Annotated in this window: 17 protein-coding genes and 1 pseudogene; 7 read left to right on the top strand and 11 right to left on the bottom strand. The window is 66.4% G+C overall.

Annotated elements, in window-relative coordinates; translation table 11 throughout:
- The first annotated feature begins 11 nt into the window (after positions 1–11).
- The 7 genes from PV762_RS09830 to PV762_RS09800 are packed head-to-tail and all read left to right on the top strand — an operon-like array spanning position 12 to position 8111.
- Positions 12–1244 carry a glycosyltransferase family 4 protein gene (locus PV762_RS09830; RefSeq protein WP_421034856.1) on the top strand — a complete coding sequence of 411 codons (1233 nt, stop codon included), beginning with the start codon at positions 12–14 and terminating at the stop codon, positions 1242–1244.
- A 13-nt stretch (positions 1245–1257) separates the two neighbouring features.
- On the top strand, positions 1258–1983 hold the full coding sequence (locus PV762_RS09825; RefSeq protein WP_421034855.1) for a class I SAM-dependent methyltransferase: 726 nt from the start codon (positions 1258–1260) through the stop codon (positions 1981–1983).
- On the top strand, positions 1980–3200 hold the full coding sequence (locus PV762_RS09820) for a DegT/DnrJ/EryC1/StrS family aminotransferase (protein WP_421034854.1): 1221 nt from the start codon (positions 1980–1982) through the stop codon (positions 3198–3200). The genes PV762_RS09825 and PV762_RS09820 overlap by 4 nt, the downstream gene beginning before the upstream one ends.
- 27 nt (positions 3201–3227) lie before the next feature.
- Positions 3228–3821: a sugar transferase gene (locus PV762_RS09815; RefSeq protein ID WP_421034853.1), complete on the top strand. Its 594-nt coding sequence runs from the start codon at positions 3228–3230 to the stop codon at positions 3819–3821.
- Positions 3822–3865: 44 nt separating this feature from the next.
- Positions 3866–5818 (top strand): polysaccharide biosynthesis protein, encoded by a 1953-nt coding sequence (locus PV762_RS09810; RefSeq protein WP_421034852.1) that lies wholly within the window; start codon positions 3866–3868, stop codon positions 5816–5818.
- On the top strand, positions 5815–6687 hold the full coding sequence (locus tag PV762_RS09805) for a hypothetical protein (RefSeq protein ID WP_421034851.1): 873 nt from the start codon (positions 5815–5817) through the stop codon (positions 6685–6687). Before PV762_RS09810 ends, PV762_RS09805 begins: the two co-directional genes overlap by 4 nt.
- Entirely contained in the window at positions 6684–8111 is a 1428-nt protein-coding gene (locus tag PV762_RS09800; protein WP_421034850.1) for a sulfatase-like hydrolase/transferase, read from the top strand. The genes PV762_RS09805 and PV762_RS09800 overlap by 4 nt, the downstream gene beginning before the upstream one ends.
- Before the next feature lie 34 nt (positions 8112–8145).
- On the opposite strand, the gene PV762_RS09795 is transcribed toward PV762_RS09800, so the two are convergent.
- The 11 genes and pseudogenes from PV762_RS09795 to PV762_RS09745 all read right to left on the bottom strand — a co-directional run.
- Positions 8146–9297: a glycosyltransferase family 4 protein gene (locus tag PV762_RS09795; RefSeq protein ID WP_421034849.1), complete on the bottom strand. Its 1152-nt coding sequence runs from the start codon at positions 9295–9297 to the stop codon at positions 8146–8148.
- A gap of 20 nt (positions 9298–9317) precedes the next feature.
- Positions 9318–10430 (bottom strand): glycosyltransferase family 4 protein, encoded by a 1113-nt coding sequence (locus tag PV762_RS09790; RefSeq protein WP_421034848.1) that lies wholly within the window; start codon positions 10428–10430, stop codon positions 9318–9320.
- Between the two features lie 10 nt (positions 10431–10440).
- Positions 10441–11706, bottom strand: a complete 1266-nt coding sequence (locus tag PV762_RS09785) for an O-antigen ligase family protein (RefSeq protein WP_421034847.1) — start codon at positions 11704–11706, stop codon at positions 10441–10443.
- Positions 11703–12875, bottom strand: a complete 1173-nt coding sequence (locus PV762_RS09780; protein WP_421034846.1) for a glycosyltransferase family 4 protein — start codon at positions 12873–12875, stop codon at positions 11703–11705. Before PV762_RS09780 ends, PV762_RS09785 begins: the two co-directional genes overlap by 4 nt.
- A gap of 7 nt (positions 12876–12882) precedes the next feature.
- Complete coding sequence (locus PV762_RS09775; RefSeq protein ID WP_421034845.1) at positions 12883–14121, bottom strand: hypothetical protein; 1239 nt, start codon at positions 14119–14121, stop codon at positions 12883–12885.
- Positions 14122–14162: 41 nt separating this feature from the next.
- Positions 14163–14324: pseudogene (locus tag PV762_RS09770) on the bottom strand (DapH/DapD/GlmU-related protein); the annotation flags it as partial.
- A gap of 416 nt (positions 14325–14740) precedes the next feature.
- Positions 14741–15817: a WavE lipopolysaccharide synthesis family protein gene (locus tag PV762_RS09765; protein WP_421034844.1), complete on the bottom strand. Its 1077-nt coding sequence runs from the start codon at positions 15815–15817 to the stop codon at positions 14741–14743.
- Positions 15789–17282, bottom strand: coding sequence for a hypothetical protein (locus PV762_RS09760; protein ID WP_421034843.1), 1494 nt, complete (start codon positions 17280–17282; stop codon positions 15789–15791). Before PV762_RS09760 ends, PV762_RS09765 begins: the two co-directional genes overlap by 29 nt.
- Positions 17283–17321: 39 nt before the next feature.
- Positions 17322–18377: an NTP transferase domain-containing protein gene (locus tag PV762_RS09755; RefSeq protein WP_421034842.1), complete on the bottom strand. Its 1056-nt coding sequence runs from the start codon at positions 18375–18377 to the stop codon at positions 17322–17324.
- Between the two features lie 4 nt (positions 18378–18381).
- The gene (locus PV762_RS09750; protein ID WP_421034841.1) at positions 18382–19407 is read right to left on the bottom strand and encodes an NAD-dependent epimerase/dehydratase family protein; all 1026 of its coding nucleotides are present in this window, start codon (positions 19405–19407) and stop codon (positions 18382–18384) included.
- 6 nt (positions 19408–19413) lie between these two features.
- A partial coding sequence (locus PV762_RS09745; RefSeq protein ID WP_421034840.1) for a phosphotransferase occupies positions 19414–19887 on the bottom strand: 474 nt, incomplete at its 5' end.

Here is a 19887-nt window from a genome sequence, read left to right as displayed (position 1 = left end):
GTCCATTCCCCATGAAGCTGCTGCTGATCAACCACTACGCCGGCTCGCCGAAGCACGGCATGGAATTCCGCCCGTTCTATCTCGCCCGCGAGTGGGTCCGGACCGGGCACCAGGCGCTGATCCTGGGCGCGTCCTACTCGCACGTGCGTACCACCCAGCCCGAGCCCGGCATGGCGGCGATGAGCGGCGTGAACTACCTTTTCTACGACACGCCCGAATACCAGGGCAACGGCACCGGCCGGGTCAAGAACATCTGGTCCTTCTGCCGCCAGGTCTGGAAGGACGCCGACATCCTCGCCCGTGAGTTCGAGCCGGACGTCGTCATCGCGTCCAGCACCTATCCGATGGACATCTGGGTCGCGCGGCGCGTCGCGAAGCTCGCCAAGGCCAAGCTGGTCTACGAAGTGCACGACCTCTGGCCGCTGTCGCCGATCGAGCTGTCGGGCATGTCGAAGTGGCACCCGTTCGCGATGCTCTGCCAGAAGGCGGAGAACGACGCCTATCGCGATGCCGACGTCGTCGTGTCGATGCTGCCCAAGGTGCACCAGCACATGGCCGCGCACGGCCTCGACCTGAAGAAGCTGCACATCGTGCCCAACGGCATCACGCTGGACGAATGGTCCGAGGACGGCGAACCGCTGGACACCGCGATCCAGGCGCACCTGAGCGCCGAGCGGGCGGCGGGCCGCACCGTCGTCGGATACGCCGGCTCGATGGGCGAGCCGAACGCGCTGGACGTGCTGCTCGACGCGGCGAAGCTGCTGAAGGACCGGCCCGACGGCGCCGGGCGCCTGCTGAGCTTCGTGCTGGTCGGCGGCGGCCATCTGCGGGACAGGCTCGAGGCGCGCGTGCGGGACGAGGGCCTCGGCAATGTCGCGATGTTCCCCGCGATCCCGAAGGCGCAGATCCCGTCGCTGCTGAAGGGATTCGACATCGCCTACATCGGGTGGCAGCGCACGCCGATCTACCGTTTCGGCATCGCCCCCAACAAGCTGATGGATTACATGATGGCCCGGCGACCGGTGCTGCATTCGGTGGAGGCCGGCAACGACCCGGTGGCCGAGGCGGGCGCCGGGCTGACGGTGCCGCCGCAGGATGCCAAGGCGGTCGCGGACGGGCTGCTGAAGCTCGCCGCCGTCCCGGCGGAGGAGCGCGCCGCGATGGGCCGCCGCGGTCGCGAGTTCGTGCTGGCGAATCACACCTATCCTGTGCTCGCGCAGCGTTTCATCGCCGCGGTCACTTGAAACGGACCTCACCATGACCCAGGACCGGGAACTCCAGGCCATCGCCCAGCGTTATGCCGACCGCGACCGGCGGCTGGCCGGACTGGAGCGCTACAGCCTGCTGCGCCCGGAGGTCTGGCAGATGCTGCACGAGCGCCAGGCCGCGATGCTGCGGCTCCTGGCGGCGCATCGCGCGTCGCTGGCCGACCCCGGCGCGCCGCTGGGTGGCTGGCGCATGGCCGAGGTCGGCTGCGGGGCCGGCGGCAACCTGATGGACATGCTGCGGCTGGGCCTGCTGGCGCAGCACCTGACCGGCATCGAGCTGCTGCCCGAACGGCTGGAGGCGGCGCGCGCCGCGCTGCCCCCGCAGGTGCGGCTGCTGGCCGGCGACGCGTCGCAGGCGGAGGTCGAGTCCGGCAGCCAGGACCTGGTGCTGCAGTCGACGGTGTTCTCCTCCATCCTGGACGACGGCCTGCAGCGTCGCCTCGCCGACGCCATGTGGCGCTGGGTGAAGCCGGGCGGGGCGGTGCTCTGGTACGACTTCATCGTCGACAATCCGCGCAATCCCGACGTCCGGGGCGTGCCGCTCAAGCGCGTGCGCGCGCTGTTCCCCGAGGGCCGCCTGGCGGTGCGCCGCGTCACGCTGGCTCCGCCGATCGCGCGTGCCGCCTGTCGCGTCCACCCCGGCGCCTACCGCGTCCTCAACACGATCCCCTTCCTGCGCAGCCATGTGCTGGCGCTGATCACCAAGTCATCATGAACATCAACGATCTGAAGCCCGGTCAGGCGGCCGATGTCGCGGCCGAGGCCAAGCTGCCCTTCCTCCCCTTCGCCCTGCCCGAGCTGGGCGACGAGGAGATCGCCGAGGTCGTCGACACGCTCAAGAGCGGCTGGATCACGACCGGACCGAAGGCCAAGCGCTTCGAACAGGCCTTCGCCGAGTTCCTGGCCGAGCCGCAGATCGAATGCATCGCGGTCAACTCCGCGACTGCCGGCCTGCACCTGGCGCTGGAGGCGCTGGGCATCGGTCCCGGCGACGAAGTGATCACGACGACCCACACCTTCACCGCGACGGCCGAGGTGGTGCGCTACATGGGCGCGGACGTGAAGCTGGTCGACATCGACCCGGCGACGATGAACATCGCGATCGACCAGATCGAGGCCGCGATCACGCCGCGCACGAAGGCGATCATCCCGGTGCACTACGCGGGGCTGGCGGTGGACATGCTGTCGCTGCTGGACATCGCGCGCAGGCACGGCCTGAAGGTGGTCGAGGATGCCGCGCACGCGCTGCCCACGACGCTGGAGAAGGAGCTGATCGGCACCATGGGCAGCAATGCCACCGTGTTCAGCTTCTACGCCAACAAGACGATGACGACGGGCGAGGGCGGCATGCTGGTCACGCGCGATCCGGAGCTGGCCAGGCGGGCCCGCGTGATGCGGCTGCACGGCATCAACCGCGACGCCTTCGACCGCTTCACCGCGAAGGTGCCGAGCTGGTACTACGAGATCGTCGCCCCCGGCTTCAAGTACAACCTGACCGACATCGCCGCGGCGCTGGGGCTGCACCAGCTCAAGCGGCTGCCGGCCTTCCAGAAGCGGCGCGAGCAGATCGCCGCGCGCTACTTCGAGGCGCTCGCCGACCTGCCGCTGATCCTGCCGCCCAAGGCGCCCAACGAGGACGTGCACAGCTGGCACCTCTACGTGCTGCGCCTGTCCGACGAGGCGGTGGCGGCCGGCGTGTCGCGCGACCTCTTCATCGAGCGCATGTTCGAGCAGGGCATCGGCTGCAGCGTGCACTACGTGCCGCTGCACCAGCATCCGTACTGGAAGGAGCGTTACGGCCTGACGGCGGAGATGTTCCCCGAGTCGCAGAAGGCCTACGAGCGCACGGTGACGATCCCGCTGTACACGGCGATGACCGATGACCAGGTCGAGCGCGTCATCGGCGCGGTGCGCCGCAGCCTGGGCTTCTGAGCCAGCAACGCGGGAACGGGACGGCCAATGGCCAAGCGACTCTTCGACATCCTCTGCGCCGGCGTCGGCCTGCTGCTGCTGAGCCCGCTGCTGCTCGCCGTGGCCGTGTGGATCAAGCTGGATTCGCGCGGGCCGGTGATGTTCCGGCAGGAGCGGGTAGGGCGCTTCGGGCGGACCTTCCGCATCCACAAGTTCCGGACGATGCGCGTGGACGCGCCGGCGCTCGGTCCGCAGATCACCATCGGCGACGACGCGCGCATCACGCGCAGCGGCCGCTGGCTGCGCGCGAGCAAGGTCGACGAGCTGCCGCAGCTGTGGGACGTTCTGCGCGGCGCGATGAGCCTGGTGGGGCCGCGTCCCGAGGTGCCGCGCTACGTGGCTTTGTATCCGGCGGAGCTGCGAGCGCTGGTGCTCTCGGTGCGGCCGGGCATCACCGATCCGGCCTCGCTGAGCTTCCGCAACGAGAGCGAGCTGCTGGCGCGGGCCGCTGATCCGGAGCGCGAGTACGTCGAGGTGGTCATGCCGATGAAGCTGGGGCTGGCCGCGGACTACGTGCGCAACGCCAGCCTGATGGGCGACATCCGGCTGATCCTGGCCACGCTGGGCGCGATCAAGACCTGACCCCGTCTTCGACAGATACAGACGTTCAAGAAGAAGAGCACACGATGAACTGGTTGTCCCTGGACGCATTCCTGACGCGCATCCGCCCGTACCGCGAGGCGGCGGCGCTCGCGCTGGACATGGTGGCGGTGGCGCTCGCGTGGCAGGCGACGTATCTGTTCCGGTTGGGCTTCGAGCGTTGGTTCGAGGCCCGGCCCGACTACGACCACTGGGTGATGCTGGGCATCGTCGGCTTGTACGCGGTGTTCCTGAAGCTGTTCCACGTGCCCAAGGGGATGTGGCGCTTCAGCGGCTTCGGCGAGGTCAAGCGGCTGGCGGCGGTGTGCGTCCTCGCGGGCTTGCTCGCGGCGGTGGCGGTGCTGATGGCGCAGCTGACCAAGGTGCCGCGCGCGGTGCTGGCGTTGCATCCGGTGTTCACGCTGATGGCGCTGGCAACCATGCGCATGGGCTACCGCATGCTCTACGAGCACATGCGCAGCCGCATCAGCGGCAGCGCGCTGGAGCAGCGCCGGGCGCTGGTGATGGGCGCGGGGGATGCCGGCCGGCTGTTGGTCGCGGGGATCCAGCACCAGCAGGGCTGGGTGGTGGTGGGATATCTGGACGACGCGCCGACCAAGCGCGGCGCGCGTGTCGCCGGCGTGCCGGTGATCGGGGCGCTGGAGGACGCGACGCGGCTGGCCGATCTTCATGGCATCACGCATGTGATCGTGGCGATGCCGGCGGCGAGCACCGCGGAGCGGCGCCGGGCGCTGGACCTGGCGGGGAAGACCGGCCTGGCGGTGCTGACGGTGCCGAGCAGCCAGGAGCTGCTGGCCGGGCGAGCGGTGAATCAGGTGCGTGACATCGAGCCGGAAGACCTGCTCGGGCGCGAGCCGGTGGAACTCGATGAAGGCGGCATCAGCGAGTGCATCGGCGGCAAGGTGGTGCTGATCACCGGGGCGGGCGGATCGATCGGGTCGGAGCTGTGCCGGCAGGTGGCGCGGTACGGGCCGTCGAAGATCGTGCTGTACGAGCTGAGCGAGTTCGCGCTCTATTCGATCGAGCAGGAACTGAGCGAGAAGTTCCCGCACGTGCCGCTGGTGCGGCTGATCGGGGATGTGAAGGACCTGGAGCACCTGCGGTTCACGTTCGGGAAGTACCGGCCGCAGGTCGTCTTCCATGCGGCGGCGTACAAGCATGTGCCGTTGATGGAGGAAGAGAACGCGTGGGCGGCCTTGCGCAACAACACGCTGGGGACGTATCACGCGTGCATGGCGGCGGCGGAATCAGGCGCAGAGCGCTTCGTGATGATCTCGACCGACAAGGCGGTGAATCCGACGAACGTGATGGGGGCGACGAAGCGGGCCGCGGAGCTGGTGATCAGTCATATGGCCGGGCAAGGGCACGCCACTAAGTTCATGGCTGTCCGCTTCGGTAATGTGCTCGGATCCAGCGGCAGCGTGATTCCGAAGTTCAAGGAGCAGATCGCGAAGGGCGGGCCGGTGACGGTGACGCATCCCGACATCATTCGTTATTTCATGACCATTCCCGAAGCGGCCCGGCTGGTGCTGCAGGCCGGCGCGATCGGCGAGAGCGGGCAGGTGCTGGTCTTGGACATGGGGGATCCCGTGAAGATCGTGGATCTGGCGAAGACCATGATCCGCATGGCGGGGCGGCACGAGCAGGAGATTGGAATCCGGTTCACGGGGCTGCGGCCGGGCGAGAAGCTTTATGAGGAGTTGATTGCGGATTCGGACAGGACGGTGCCGACGCGCATCTCGCGGGTGCGTATCGCCAAGCTGGGCCAAGTGGAGGCCGACGGTGGGCTCATCGAATGGGTCATGGGTACTGTCGATCAGTCGCAGTCCGCGCGGGACATCGTGGTGGCGGGCCTCAAGCGCTGGGTCGTCGAGTACGGCGCGCCCGGCGCCACGCGCGAGGCGGGCACCGTGGCATCGGGAGGTGGAGATCGCGCCGCGTCTGTGCGCGCTCGATGGCCCGACGAGGCCGCAGGATGACGCGATCGCTGTCGGTGGGGATCGCCCTGACAGGGTTCATGTTCATTGCGGCGATCGGGCTGGCCGCAACGGTCAGTGGCCGCCAATGGCTGCACCGTGTCGATGCAACGCTGCTCGGCGAACGCGCGATGGACACGTTGGCGCGACTGCGCTCGGATGAGGATTGGTCCACGGCCGCGGCTTTGCGGCCGGATCAGGACTACACCTGGCTCCAGGCCGGAGGCGCGCCGCCGGTGCGCATCGCCCATGCACTCGGGGAGTCGGGATCGGCGACGGCCAACACGCTGGCCGCGGCGCGCCGCGCGTACGCTGCGGGCTTCCGCGTGCTGGAGGTCGATCTTGTCGAAGAGTCGGGTGTGCTGCGCTGCCGGCACGACCCGGGGCCGCAAGGGGATCTGGTGCAGGACGGCTGCACCTTCGAGACCCTGATGACTGCGCTGCCGCGGGATGCGTGGGTGGTACTCGACATCAAGACGGATTTCGAGGGCGTGGGCCGCCGCATTGTTGATCGCGTGACGGACACCGCCAATGCGACGCGCGTCGTGTTCCAGCTGTATCGCCCCGGGGACTTCGCGCTGTTCAATCGCTGGCAAGCGCAGGCGTCGCTGCCAGGGCCGATATTGACGGCGTATCTCGCGCATCGCCGCATCGATCACCTGGCCGCGGAGGCCGCAAGGATCGGGGTCCGCGCGTTCACACTGCCGATGGACAGGATGCCGGCGCTGACGGCTCGGCCCGCCGGCGCGGCCGTGCTGGTGCATCCCGTTCACAATTGCGCGTCCTGGGCGGACGCGAGGCGTTTCGCCGATGGTGCCTACCTGCTGTCGTCGCTGCATTGCGGCGCGCCGTCCTCATTGGGGTCTCGATGAGTTCCATTTTTCACAGCCGTCGGGCGATCGGGGCGCGCCCCGCGGCGCGTGCGGTCTCGCGAGGATGGCTGGTCGTCCGTTTCGTCTGCATCGTCGTGGCGTTGCATGCACCGTCGTGGCTGAGCGTCTGGATCTTCCAGACGCCCTTGGCCGAGGAGCGGCCGCTGTTCAACCTCGACCTGCTGGTCGCTGCGGCGCTGGCCTGTGTGTCGACGCTGGCGGGCGGTGTCGTGCTGGTCCTGGCCTGGTCGGCGGACATCATCCGGGCCGCGGCCAAGAACTACCACTTCATGTCGACCTTCGACTTCGTCGATGCGGCGCGTTTCGTCGACATGCTCAACCTGCGGACCTTCCTGTCCCCGTCGCTGCTGGGCGCGGTGACGGGCTTCGCGATCTGTCTCTGGCTGGCGCTGCGTCTGACACGTCGTTCGCGCACGCTCGCCTTGCCATTGCTGGGCCTGGCCCTGCTGGCTGCGGGGGGCGACGCCGCCAACGGATCCTTCCATATTTTTGGTCTGGACAAGGACAGCCGAATCGTCAACATGAACTTCGCCGGGAGTCCGGCATGGAACGTGTGGCGTGCGGAACGGCAGAGTCTGTCGATGTCCGGGCCGCCGTCGCCGATGCGCGATCCGGCCACTTTCCGGGCGCTGCAGGCATGGCAGTCGGCGCATCCTGGACAGAGCTCGATGCTGGTGCTGGTCGAATCGTTGGGCCTGCCGCGCGATCCTGCGCTCCGCGACTGGATGGCGCAGCGCCTGGCGACGCCACGTCTGGCGGCCCGTTGGTCGATCCAGATCGCGGATGAGGAGTTTGTCGGCTCGACGACGTCGGGGGAACTGCGCACGCTGTGCGGCCTGCAAGGCCACTACACCCGGTTGAGCAACGACATCGCCGCCGGCTGTCTGCCGCGGCGCCTCGCGGACCAGGGTGTGACCAGCACCGGCATCCATGGTTTCGGCCTGCGGATGTTCGATCGCAGCGAATGGTGGCCACGCGTCGGCCTGCAACCCTGGCGGTGGGCCGAGCGCGACCCGTCTGTGCCGATGAACTGCAACCAGGCCTTCCCCGGTGTCTGCGACAGCGCGGTGCTGGGGGAAGCCGTGAAGCAGGCGCAGACGCCCGGGCGTTTCGTGTATGCCCTGACGCTGGACACCCATCTGCCTCTGGACCTTCGTCACGCGGCACCGCTGCCAGCAGCGCTACAGACCGCTTGTGCGGCGTCATCGACACCGGAGCAGGCCTGCCGGATGGTGCACGAGCTGGGAGAGGTGCTGGCGCGTCTGGAATCGACACTGGCGGCATCGCAGGCGACGCCGTTCCTCGTCGTCGTCGGCGATCACATGCCGCCCTTCAGCGAGACCGTCAACCGCGAGTCGTTCTCGGCACATCGGGTGCCGATGTTCGTGATGACGCCCCGCTGAGGGGGCGGAACAGCGGTCCGGTCCGGGCCGTCCGTCAGCGTCGACCCTCGTAGATCGCGGTGATCCTGTCCATGCGGTCGGACAGCCTGTAGTGCCTCAGCACCTTGGCCCGCGCCTGCGCGGAGAAGCGCGAACGCAGTGCGTGGTCGTCGACGAGATCGATCAACGCCGAAGCCAGCGCCTGGTCGTCGTCCAGTGGGAACAGTCGCCCGTCGCTGCCGTCCTGCACGAGATGGTGGTTGCCGGGAATGTCGCTGGCGAGGACGGGCACGCCGGAAGACATCGCCTCGAGGATCGCCAGCGGCATGCCTTCCCATCGCGACGGCAGCACCATCAGGTCCAGCGCTTTCAGGAGCGCGGGCACGTCGCTGCGCCAGCCCAGGATGCGGATGCGGTCCGCGTGGCCGGAAGCGAGGATGGCCGCATCGAGTTCGGCGCGGTACTCGCCGTCGCCGATCATGAAGAAGCTGACCTTGCCGCGTTGCGCCGCGACCCGGATCGCGGCGCGGACGAAGCATTGGGGATTCTTCTGGAGCCACAGCCGGCCGACCATGCCGACGATGACGTGGTCGTCCGCATCGATGCCGAACGACGATAGTCGGAGCGCCCGCCGTGACTCGGGCGCGGCGGGCGCGTACGTGTCGATATCCACGCCGTTGGGCAGCAGCGCCAGGCGGGCGTCCGGGACGCCGAGCAGATCGCGGGCGATGGCGGCGTCGGTGTCGTTGAGCACGATCATCCGGTCGGTCACCTTGCCGGCACGCCGTTCCAGGAACTTGAAGACAGCCTTGATGGCGGGACGCGACTCGGCGGGGAAGGCGTAGCCATGCACCGTGTGGACGATGGTCGGGACGCCGGCGGCCTTGGCGGCGAGGCGCCCCAGGATGCCGGTCTTGGAGGAGTGGGTATGGACGATGTCGGGACGCTCCGCCCGGAAGAAGTCCCGCAGGCGCAGGTAGGCCTGCACGTCCCGCCGGGGCGAGATGGCGCGCTCGAGTTCCGGGATCAGGTGCACGCGCACGCCGATCTTGCGGAGCTGTTCGGTGAACTCGCCTTCGCACTTGCAGACGGCGATGCGTTCATAACGCACCGGGTTCAGGTGCGACAGTTCATCGAGGGAGACCTTCTGCACGCCGCTCATCAGCGGCAGCAGTTGCAGGTGGACGATCTTCTTGCGAGGGGTCATGAAGGCCAGATCAGGACGGGTCAGGCGCGCGCCTGGCGCGGTTGCATCACGCCGATGTCGGACAGCGTGCGGACGAGGCTCAGCGCGGCGTTGTGCCAGGTGAAGGTCTCGGCGCGGACGCCGCCAGCCCGGCGAAGCTCCGCCAGCCAGGCGTCGTCGTGCAGGGCGCGTCGCATCGACGCGCGGATGTCGTCCACCGAGTAGGGGTCGAAGAACGCGGCGCCGTTGCCGCAGATCTCGGGAATCGACGCGGCACGCGCGGCCAGGACGGGGCAGTCGCAGAACATCGCTTCGACCGGTGGCAACCCGAAACCTTCATAGATGGACGGGAACACGTAGACGCGGGCGTGGCTGTAGAGCGCCTTGATCTCGTCGTCGGTCAGACGTCCGGCGCGGACGATGCGCGGATCGTCGCGGGCCGCATCGGAGCTGTCGGCGAACACGGTGGCATTGCTGCCCCCGACCACGACCAGGCGTGCATCCGGGTCCTCGAGGCCGGCGAAGGCTTCGATGAGGCGGGAAAAATTCTTGTTGGGATTGGCGCTGCCGACGGCCAGGAAGTAACGGCCGGCGTCGACGCCGAGCTTGCCCAGCACCGCGGCATCGGCCGGCTGGCGCCGCATGTGGTCCGCGCCGCAATGGACGACGGCGACCTTGCCCGCGTCGATGCCGAGATGGTGGACCAGCCGTTCCTTGGAGAACTCCGACACGGTGAGGATGCGACGGCTCAGTCGTCCCTGCGCGTTGAACAGCAGCCGGTACCAGCGCACGAAGTTGGCGCTGAACGAGGACGGCACGTCGAAGACGGCAGTGTCGTGGAAGGTGCTGACCTGCCCGAACTTGATCAGCGGCGTGCTGCCGGCCAGGTTGATCAGCATCGCGCCGCGCGCGGCCCAGGGCAGGCGGACCTGCTCCCAGACGTGCAGGTTGCCGGACGGGATCTCGCGGATCTGGATGTGGCGCAGTGCCGGCAAGGGCTGGACGCGCGTCGAGGGGACCAGCAGCACCACGGGGCCGGTGGCGGTCCATGCGCCGTCGGCCAGCAGCGCATCGAAGGCCTGCAGCAACTCGATCGCGTAGCGTTGGACGCCGGTCAGGGATTGGGCGAGGAACTTGCCGTTGATGAAGATCATTCGGGGGAAATCAGGCGATGGTCGCAGGCGCCTGCAACCCGGGGTGTTGCCGGGCGGCGCGCCTTCTCTTTTTCACGAGGGGTGGGGGCGGCGATCTGCCGGACAGTGCGATCGCAATGATGACGGCCGCGGCAGGATTGAAGAACATGTAGGAACTGATCGACTGGACCAGCAGACCGACGAGCGCAATGCGGATCCAGCGCGCGGGCGTCGACGACAGCGCGTAATGGAAGACCCAGAAGTAGGCGAGCAGGTACAGGATGCCGCCATAGGCCAGGAACATGGCAGGGTCGTTGTTCGGATACCAGTCCAACTGTGGCGCAGGGAAGCTGGCCAGGTCGTAGAGATTCATGAAGTAGCCGTACAGACCGGGACCGACACCGAACGGATGGTCCAACCACATGTTGATGCAGATGCCCAGGGCGTTGACGCGTTCCGACGCCGAGCGCTGGAACGACAGCAGGGCCAGGAGTTCGTCCAGGTTGGCCCAGACGACGATGCACAGCGCCGTGAACAGCAGCGCGTACAGGGGCGTGACGAATCGGCGCAGCCGATGCGGGTAACCGATGAGCAGTGCCACGGCGGACGCGACGATCGCCCCCGCACTGAAGGTGTGACCCAGCACGACAAGTCCGAGCAACGGCCAGCGGTTGCGGGCGAACACGCGGAGGCAGCAGACCACCATCAGGCTGGTGCCGTAGCCGAGCGGCTCGAATTCGAAGCCCATCAGCCGCAGATACCCGGAGTCGTAGACACCGCTGAACGGGCCGAGGCCCGCGCGCTCGAAATACGGCAGGTCGAAGTGGAAGCCCGAGTACATCCGGAGCATCTGCAGCACCCCCGGCAGCAGTGTCAGGATGTAGCACCAGTCCAGCGCCTTGCGCATCAAGGTGTCGGACGCGGTGCGGAAGAAGTGGGTCAGGCCCGTCACCACCAGCAGATAGGCCAGGGTGCGCACCACGGTCATCAACACGGAGGCTTCGGGGGAGGAATACAGCCCCTTGTCGCTGGTGATCGTGTTGTCGCCGGTGCCCAGCGTGAACATCGCGGGCAGGCAGGCCAGGATCGTCGCCAGCAGGAAGAAGCCATAGCATTTGAAAATGCGCTGGAGCGTCCGGGGGGAGGTCACCGCGCTGGCCAGGCTGATCAGTGCCAGCACCTCGGTGAACTTGAACGGTCCGACGCGCGGGAAGGTCCAGGACAGCAGCGCGACGCTGGGCGCCATCGCGGGCGCGCGTGCGATGCCGTGGGGACGCTTGGGGGCAGGAGCGTTCATGTGTGCAACGGGAGCGTGGGGCTCGATTGTGCGTCGGTCGCCTTGGCGTTGGTATCCAGACCCATGGCCGAGACGATCCGGTTCGCGCAGACCTGCCAGGAGAACCGGCCATGGTCGTCGGCGACGACGGACCGGTCTGCCACCGCCAGCAACCGGGTCAGCCCGGCGGCGATCTCGGCGGGCGGCCCTTGGAAGTCCATGAGATGGACGCCATCGATGGCGGCCGCGAGTTCACGGAACACGGGAATGTCGTTCGCGATCACCGCGCAGTGCCCCACGGCCTCCAGGATGGGCAGACCGAATCCCTCGTACAGGCTGGGAAAGATCAGGTAGTCGGCGCCATCGTAGAGCGCGCGCAAGGCCTCGTCCGAAATGCGCTGGTGGATGCGGATGCGAGGATGCTGGCGGATCTTCCTCCAGACAGCGTCCCCCAGCACGTCGCCCCACGCGTCGCCGCTGACGAGGTCGAGCGTCAAGCGCGGATCCTGCTCGGCGGCGATGAGGAACGCCTGAAGGAAACGCGGCACGTTCTTGCGAGGCTCCATGGAGCCCACCACGAGCAGCGAGAGGCTGCCGGGCTTCGGGGGGACTGCGCGCCCGACGTCTGCACCGCCCAGGTCGGGCGTGCGTCCGGGATAGCACACCGTCGATCGCGCGGGCGTGATCCCCAATTCGGACACCATGTCGTCGCGGGTCGTCCTGGAGACGCAGAAATGGTGATCGGCGCGGTGGATCGAACGAGGTGCGAAGAATCCGGTGAGCAGCCGGTTCGTGCGCGCCATGGTCTCTGGGAACAGCTCGAACACGAGGTCGTGGACGATGACGCCCTGTTCAAGGCCCCCGGTGCGCCAGAGCGGCAGAGCGTGCTGCGTGCCGAGAAAATGGGTCGCGCCAAGCCTGCGGGCCAATGCCGGCACGCGCAAGGTCATCCAGAGCGTGCCGGGCAGGCGGGAGGAGGCATGCGTGTCCTGCAGGCATCGGATCCCGGCGGGCAGCGTGGCATTGCTCAGGATGGGCTTGTTGGAGATCAGCGTCGTCTGGAAGGCACCGGTTGCGGGCCACGTCGCGATCAGCTGTTCGACGAATCGCGTGATGCCGTTGCGCGCGCCGTTGAGCGGGCGCGCGTCCACCAGCAGGTGTGGCTCGGACGGGACGGGACGCTTCACCATGGCCCGCTCAGCCGCGCTTGTCGAGGAGGAAACGGTGATGCTCGAAGCGGCCGAGCCAGGCCGCGAGCTTCACCAGCTGTGCATAGCGCCGCACGCCGACGACCTTCAGCAGCAGGCGCATGGCGCGTTCGACGGTGCGGATCTTTCCCGCCATGTCGCCCACCGTGGCCTTCGAATAGTTCGCCTTCGCGGCGGGGCTGCGGTCGAGCAGTCCGGCCGACGCGAGTGCCGCATAGAAGGCGCCACTGGCCGCGAACGGTGACGCGATGGCGGTTTCCTTGACGCGCACGCGGTACAGGCGGCGGTGCGGCTGGGTGATGGGCGTGCCGTCGTCGAAGGTGGCAAACGCGTAGGGCACAGCCAGCAGCCGCTCATAGCCGTTGGCATGGACCGCGTCGCGGTACTGCTGGGCGAAGGCGAGCAGGGTTGGCGTGGTGTAGCTGCCCTGGTGATGGGCGGGGGTGTGCTTGGTGAGCGAATTGCCCCGGAACTCGAAGCCGGAGAAGTGGAAGAAGATCAAGGGATCCCGCCCCGCGAAGTAGGTCCCGTCGCGCTCTTCAATCGGGCGCTCGCCGAGGTTCCAGTGGGCCGCATTCACGCCGTAGTGACGCACGACTTGCAGTTCATCCTGAAAGAAGACCGGCGCGTAATCCATCCACTTCTGGTCGGTATGCAGGCCGTCGACATGATCAGCAAAACAGTAGTCGCGCAGGCGGGCGTCCCACCAGTCGAGGATGCGGGCAGTGGCGCCGGTGCGGCGAATCGCGCAGAAGCCGAGGTTAAAGATGCCTTCCCAGAGATGGCGGAACTCCGGGTAGGGGTGGTCGTCGGCCAGGCGACAGTCGATCAGGTGAGGAGCCAGGTACAGCGTCTTGTCCGGCGTCCCCGCGGTGATCGGGTCGAGTCGCTGGTACAGGTGAGTGTCCGGGTCCATGTAGTAGACGAGGTCCACCGACGGGTCTGCAAACAGCGTCTTGAACATCAGCGGCTTGATCGCCGTGCAGTACTCGGTGATGTTGTACTTGAACGCGAGATCGTCGAGCTGTTCGCGCGGCAGGAGGTCCGGCGCGGAGACGAGTCGATGGCCTCGATGGGGCGAGGCCGGGAGGAGACCTTCCAATTGGTCGAGCCCGTCCGCGACGCAGATCGTGAAGTCCGCTTCGGGATGGTGGCGCGCGATGGAGTCGCCGAGGGTCAGCGCCAGGCTGAGGTAGTTCCTGGCGGTGATCGTGAAGATGTGGATCATGGCGTGGTCGACGTGGCGGGGGGCTCGCCGGGGGACAGGGTCTTGAGGGGGCGGGCGGGCACGCCGCCGACGATGGTGTAGGGCGGCACGTCGCGAGTCACCACCGCATTGGCGCCGACGATGGCGTGGCGGCCGACTCGCACACCCGGCAGGATGCAGGCGCCTTCGCCGATCCAGGCGCCGTCCTCGATGACCACGGGGCCCTTTGAGAACACCTTCCGCGCGGATGGCGGGGTGTCGATGTCGTGATAGTCCGGTGCGCCGTGGCTGTGGTCGGAGATGTAGACGCGGCTGGCCAGCAGTACGTCGTTGCCGATCGTGACGCTGTCGACGCAGCCGATGTGGCAGTCGTAGTTGATGCTGACGCGGTCGCCGATCGTGATGCGCGGCGTGAAGCGCTTGTCCAAGTGGCGGTCGAAGGCCTCGATGCGCAAACCGGGGAAGGCGTCGAAGCCGCTGCCCAGCGTCATGTGTCGCCCACCGACAATCTTGCGGGGGCTTCGGATGAGCGCGTTGCGTCCCACGCGGGAGAACTTCAAGAGGTGCCACCGGGTCAGACACCGCGTCACCAGCATGTCCAGACGGCTCAACAGGGCGAACAGGATTCGCATCATGGGGCTCAGTTCTCGAAACGGTCCATCAGGGCGTCATCGAGCGGGAAGATATCGATGCCGGCGTCCAGTCCTGCGATCCAGTCGCGGTGGTAGAAGCGCGCCTTCTGCCGAGCGGTCGGATCGGTCGAATAGGTCGGATTCTCGGCAAGTGAATATTCGCCGCAGTGGTACTTGTGCCAGTACAGGTCCACCTGCTCCTTGTCAATGACGATGAAGTGGTCGAGCAGCGCCTGATAGTAATTGCGCATCGACACCGCGCTGTCCGCCTTGATCTTCTCCAAATACTTCCGGTGCAGGTAAATCTCTCCGATGTTGGCCTCGGAGACGTCGCGCGACGTAAGCTTCCTAGACGAGAACTGCTTGGTCGACATGTGGCGCTCGTCCAGCTCCGCGAACCACATGTCCTTCATGTCGCTGATGTGTCCGAACTGGAACATGTCGCACATCGAATAAGGGCGATAGCGGCAGATGTTCATGCTCAGCTCCACGATCCGATGCTTTTGGTGCTCGGAGCGGGAGGGGTACTGGTGGAGCTGCGCGATCAGGTAATGGTCGAGGTTGGCGGCGTAGACGCGCTGGTCCGACCGGGTCTTCAGCACATACTGGCAGCCGAGCGCTTCAAGCCGTTCGATGCCGGCCCGTGTGGACACCAACTGGTAGTTCGTCGTGCCTAGGCCGCTGGTCTTGGGCGGCACGCTCTTGACCACATGCAGGCGCGCGTTTTGGTGAATCTCGTGTTGGCCAAGGTCCTCGTTCTGCCACGTGGAGATGACCACGTGGGCGGTCGGGAAGGTCCGCAGATACAGGGCGGCGGTTTCCATCGTGAAGTCGGCTTCGCGCAGCAGTGGACCTTGAATGACGATGCCGATCATGCCGTCCGTCGGGATCGGCGCGACCGGGTCCAGCCCCACGGCCGCCGCCCGCTGGGGGCGCGTGTGGTACGTGTAGAACCGCTCGCTGGAATTCTTGCGAAGCGCGAAGAGGAATCGGTTGACCAGCCGCTCCACCACGGCGCCGTCGCGCGCCACGGTGTTTAAGAAGCGGTCCGTCCACTTAAGCGCGAGGGAGCGTGCCTTGCTCATGTCGACGATCCAGGAAGAGGGTGATCAAGGCCAGGCCGATCAGGCCCGATGAAAGAAGGAGGCCCAGGACGCCCCCTGCCAAGGCCTCAGCCCGGCCCGCTAGCGCGATCAGCGCCACGAGCAGGGCGGAGATCGCGTGCTGGCGAAGATAGGCCAGCACAGGCAGCCCGAAGGCCCGCAGCGTCTGCCGGGTGTTCCAGTAATGGCAGGTGAGCAACTGCGCGGCCAGACAGGCCAGCGCCACGCCGCAGAATCCGAACCAGCGAATGAAAGGCGTGTATGTGACGACCGTGAGCACAGCCGATAGGACCGTCACCCGCCAAAAGTTCACATAGCCGGTGGAGACCAACGAAGTCGTGAGCGTCGTCTGCTGGATCTCGAACCAGATAGCGACCAAGTACAGCAGTAAGAAGCGGGTGTCGAAAGGAACGTGCTTGCCAAGCCACAGCTGAAAGATCTGCTCGTGGAAGACGAAGACGGTCGCGAGCGCGCCCGAGGAGAGCACGGAGACGATGCGCACGTTCCTGATCAGGCCGGCGTTGCTTCCCTCCCCACCGCTGCGGGCGAAGTACTCGTCCGCGATCCTCTTAACGAGCAAGGAGGTGGGGATCGAGCACAGCAGGGTCACACCCATGGAAATCTGGGCGGCGAGACCGATCTGCACGGTCAGGGCGGCACCGAAGTCATGGGCCACGCGGTACGGAAGGATGTTGTAGATGAACATGCCCGGAAGTGCGGCGACCAAGAATTTGCCCGACGTGCCTAGAACCTCCCTGGATAGCGAGGCCGAGAAGAGCGTGCGGTCGAAGAGCGGTGTGATGCGCCTCGAGATGTGGCGGACGGCGATGGTCAGCACGAACGTTGACGAGATCAGCCAGCTCCACGGCATGGCGAAGACCGAATAGCCGTGCGACAACAGGAAGGGCATCGGCGCCACTGCGGCGATGCTGCCAACAGTCTTGAGCGTCTTCTCCATCGGGATGTGCCCTGCGGCGAAGATGATGCCCAGCAGCACGTTCTGCGCGACCCGGCAGGCGATCGCGACGATGAGCAGCATCGACAGCGTGCCCACCTCCGCCGCGGAGAACCAGCGCCCGCCGATCCACGGAACGATGAGCGCGGCCAACGCGGCCACGGCCGCGATCGTGCCCATGGCCGTCTGGAAGAAGGTGGCGACGTATTCACGGACGCGGCGCGGTTCTCCCGCTTGGCCGTAATAGGACATCTTGCCCGGCACGATGGAATACGCGCCCAGGTCCAGCAGCATGCAGAAGGGCAGGGCCCCCAGCATCAGGAACCAGAGCTGCAACTCCTCGGCGGAGAGGTTCCTCGCGCCGAGCCGGCTCGTGATTAAGCCCGTGAGCACCATGGACACCGCGCTCGTCGTCGAGATGGCGAGCGCCCACGACCGCTTCCCGAAGACGATGGCGAATAGCGGCGCCCATCGGCGAGTCCCCATGATCAAGCGCGCTTCCCGCGTTGCCTGCGCATCCAGCCGGCCATGTTAGCTGCCGAGGGAATCGAGGATCGACGACAGCATCTTGCCGTCCCGTTCCACATTCACCGACATGGCGGTCGGATAGGGGTTGGTCGGCGAGTAGTCATTGACGAGGATGCGGCGCGTGTGCGGCAGGCCCATCACGTAACGATCCGGATGGACCTCGAATTCGGCCAGACGGATGCGCAGATAATCGATCTCCGATTCCGGACGGCTGGACGTGATGATCAGGTACAGCAGGCCGGATTTCTGCATCCGGGCGATGGTCTGAAGGTTCTCGGAGATCGGTTCGGTATCCCATCCTTTCTTGCCGAACTTGCTGCCGTTGTAGAGCAGCACGCCGTCGACGTCGCAGAACAGGGTCAGGAAGGAGCGCGTGTAGTGGCGATATTCGCGCAGCGTGCCCCAGTCGATGTAGCCGTCCGCCTTGCTGATACGGAAACTCTCCTCGCCCATCAGCATGCTGTAGATCACATGCGAGATGTAGACCTCCTGCTGGCTTTTGATGGAGCGGAAGTGGGTCAGAAACTCTTCCGCGCTGCGGAAGCCGTAGCCGCCGCAGCAGAAGAAATTGCTGATGACCTGCTTCTCGACGATGTTGGAGATGTTGCCGAGCGCATCGACGTTGACGTAGCTCTTGTTCTTCGCGTCGATCAGGCCGACGCTATTCAGATCCAGCACGGCGACTTCGTTGCCGCCCTGCCAGCGGACCCGGAACATGTTGTCGCAGTCCTTCACGAAGAAGGCCCCGTCGATCCTCGCGCGCTCCAAGGCCAGCGCGACGGTTTCGGATTGCGAGGAGGTGGGCTCCTCCAACACGCACAGGTCGACCTTTGAGTGACCGATGCCCGCCAGGACGGTGGCGAGCGACTCCGGTGTCAGATAGGCATCAAGGTGCTCGCGCAGGCAGACCACGACCACGCGGTCGTAGTCGCTCATGTCAAGGCTCTCGACCGCCTTCTCCAGCATCAGCTTACCGTCGGGCATGGTGAGCAGCCACTTGGGGCGCATGCTGGGGAAGCGAGAGGAGCGGCCGGCGACGGGCAGGATCAGCGTTTTCATGGTGTCAGTAGCTCTTGATGATGGTCTTGGCGTGCGCCAGGCATGCGCGCAGTCCCTCGGTCATGTCGACCTTCGCGGACCAGTCGAATTCACGCTGCACCTTGTCGAGGCTGGCCAGCGTGTGCTTGTTGACCTCCCGCTCGATGACTGCGCGGTCGATCACGATCTCCTTGTGGAAGAGCTCGGAATATTTGTCCCAGTACTGGGTCGCCGGCATGCGCTTGACGCGAAGCCGCAGCCCCGACACGGACTCGAGCGTCGCGATGATCTCGTTCACCGAGATCGAATGGCCGCTGCCCGCGTTAACCGCGCTGAAGCGACCCCCCTCGGCGCTGGCCTTCATCTTCGCGGCGCTGGCCATCACCAGGTTAAGAAGGTCATCGATGTAGACGTAGTCGCGGCTCTGGGTACCGGACGAGAACAGCACCGCTTCTTCGTCCTTCAGCAGGCTGGTCAGCAGATAGCCGATCAGTGGAGGCTGCTTGCGGAAGTAGTCCTGGTGCGGGCCGTACAGGTTGAAGAGGCGGATGGCAGTGACATTCAGCCCGTGCGAGCGGCACATCGCCTGGAAGTAGAGTTCCGCCATGTGCTTGGTAGTGGGATAGACCAGGCTGGTGGCGATGGTCGTGCTCTCCGGCGTCGGGAACTCGGTGGTCGACTCGTAGATCGCGCCGCTGCTGAAGAACACGATGTCGCGCGAACCGGACACCAGAGCGTAGTCCGCCACGGAGCCGCAGATCGCGACGTTCTGGGCGATCGCCCGATGGCTGTCGCGCTGGCATTCCGGCAATGGGGCGATGGCGGCGCAGTGCACGATCGAATCGAACTTCCGGTCACCGAGCAGCTGCTGGATGTTCTGGAGGTCGCCCTCGATGAACTCGATGCGGCCCTCAAGGTCGGCCAGGCGCTCGCGATAGCCGAAGGACAGGTTGTCGATGCCAGTGATGGTGGCGTCGGGCGTCCGGGCCAGGATGGCGCGAGCCAAGCTCGATCCGACGAAGCCGGCGATGCCGGTGACGAGGTAGTTCATGCTGGGTCAGCCCTTCATGCAATGCGTCAGGCTGTTGATCAGCCATTGCTTGGTGGTGAGGTCCCTGACATAGGGCGCGATGCGCGCCAGGGCCATCAAGGTCATCAGCCAGACCTGCCGCGGATACATGCGCTCGATCTGTGTGATGGCCTGGGGAAGATGGTATCGACAGAGGATTTCCGCCTTAATACCTAGCGACGCGGGCTCTTTGCGGAACGACCAGCCGTAGACGAAGTCCTGCTTCAGCTTCGCGACGTCCTGCAGCGGCGTCTCGAGATAGGTATCCAGGAAGTCGATCAGCGTGACGCCGGCGAGCGGGTCGAGGATCACGTTGCTGAGCGTCAGGTCACCGTGGCAGTCGCCCATGGGGAAAGGGAGTTGCCCGGGGAGGACCGCCAGCAGCTCGCTCGCGCGAATCACCAGGGTTCGCAGCTCCTCGTCGGTGGTCGACTGCGCCACCACCTGGAGCTTGTCGAGGAA

Source organism: Mitsuaria sp. CC2 (genome assembly GCF_048957715.1).
Classification (GTDB): domain Bacteria; phylum Pseudomonadota; class Gammaproteobacteria; order Burkholderiales; family Burkholderiaceae_C; genus Roseateles.
The sequence above is the reverse complement of the archived record's forward strand: the minus strand, read 5'-3'. Positions and strand labels throughout refer to the sequence as shown.

Bases quoted from the DNA above. Each gene is read 5' to 3' on its own strand.
- PV762_RS09830 (WP_421034856.1), top strand. From the start codon at position 12: ATGAAGCTGCTGCTGATCAACCACTACGCCGGCTCGCCGAAGCACGGC.
- PV762_RS09825 (WP_421034855.1), top strand. From the start codon at position 1,258: ATGACCCAGGACCGGGAACTCCAGGCCATCGCCCAGCGTTATGCCGAC.
- PV762_RS09820 (WP_421034854.1), top strand. From the start codon at position 1,980: ATGAACATCAACGATCTGAAGCCCGGTCAGGCGGCCGATGTCGCGGCC.
- PV762_RS09815 (WP_421034853.1), top strand. From the start codon at position 3,228: ATGGCCAAGCGACTCTTCGACATCCTCTGCGCCGGCGTCGGCCTGCTG.
- PV762_RS09810 (WP_421034852.1), top strand. From the start codon at position 3,866: ATGAACTGGTTGTCCCTGGACGCATTCCTGACGCGCATCCGCCCGTAC.
- PV762_RS09805 (WP_421034851.1), top strand. From the start codon at position 5,815: ATGACGCGATCGCTGTCGGTGGGGATCGCCCTGACAGGGTTCATGTTC.
- PV762_RS09800 (WP_421034850.1), top strand. From the start codon at position 6,684: ATGAGTTCCATTTTTCACAGCCGTCGGGCGATCGGGGCGCGCCCCGCG.
- PV762_RS09795 (WP_421034849.1), bottom strand. From the start codon at position 9,297: ATGACCCCTCGCAAGAAGATCGTCCACCTGCAACTGCTGCCGCTGATG.
- PV762_RS09790 (WP_421034848.1), bottom strand. From the start codon at position 10,430: ATGATCTTCATCAACGGCAAGTTCCTCGCCCAATCCCTGACCGGCGTC.
- PV762_RS09785 (WP_421034847.1), bottom strand. From the start codon at position 11,706: ATGAACGCTCCTGCCCCCAAGCGTCCCCACGGCATCGCACGCGCGCCC.
- PV762_RS09780 (WP_421034846.1), bottom strand. From the start codon at position 12,875: ATGGTGAAGCGTCCCGTCCCGTCCGAGCCACACCTGCTGGTGGACGCG.
- PV762_RS09775 (WP_421034845.1), bottom strand. From the start codon at position 14,121: ATGATCCACATCTTCACGATCACCGCCAGGAACTACCTCAGCCTGGCG.
- PV762_RS09765 (WP_421034844.1), bottom strand. From the start codon at position 15,817: ATGAGCAAGGCACGCTCCCTCGCGCTTAAGTGGACGGACCGCTTCTTA.
- PV762_RS09755 (WP_421034842.1), bottom strand. From the start codon at position 18,377: ATGAAAACGCTGATCCTGCCCGTCGCCGGCCGCTCCTCTCGCTTCCCC.
- PV762_RS09750 (WP_421034841.1), bottom strand. From the start codon at position 19,407: ATGAACTACCTCGTCACCGGCATCGCCGGCTTCGTCGGATCGAGCTTG.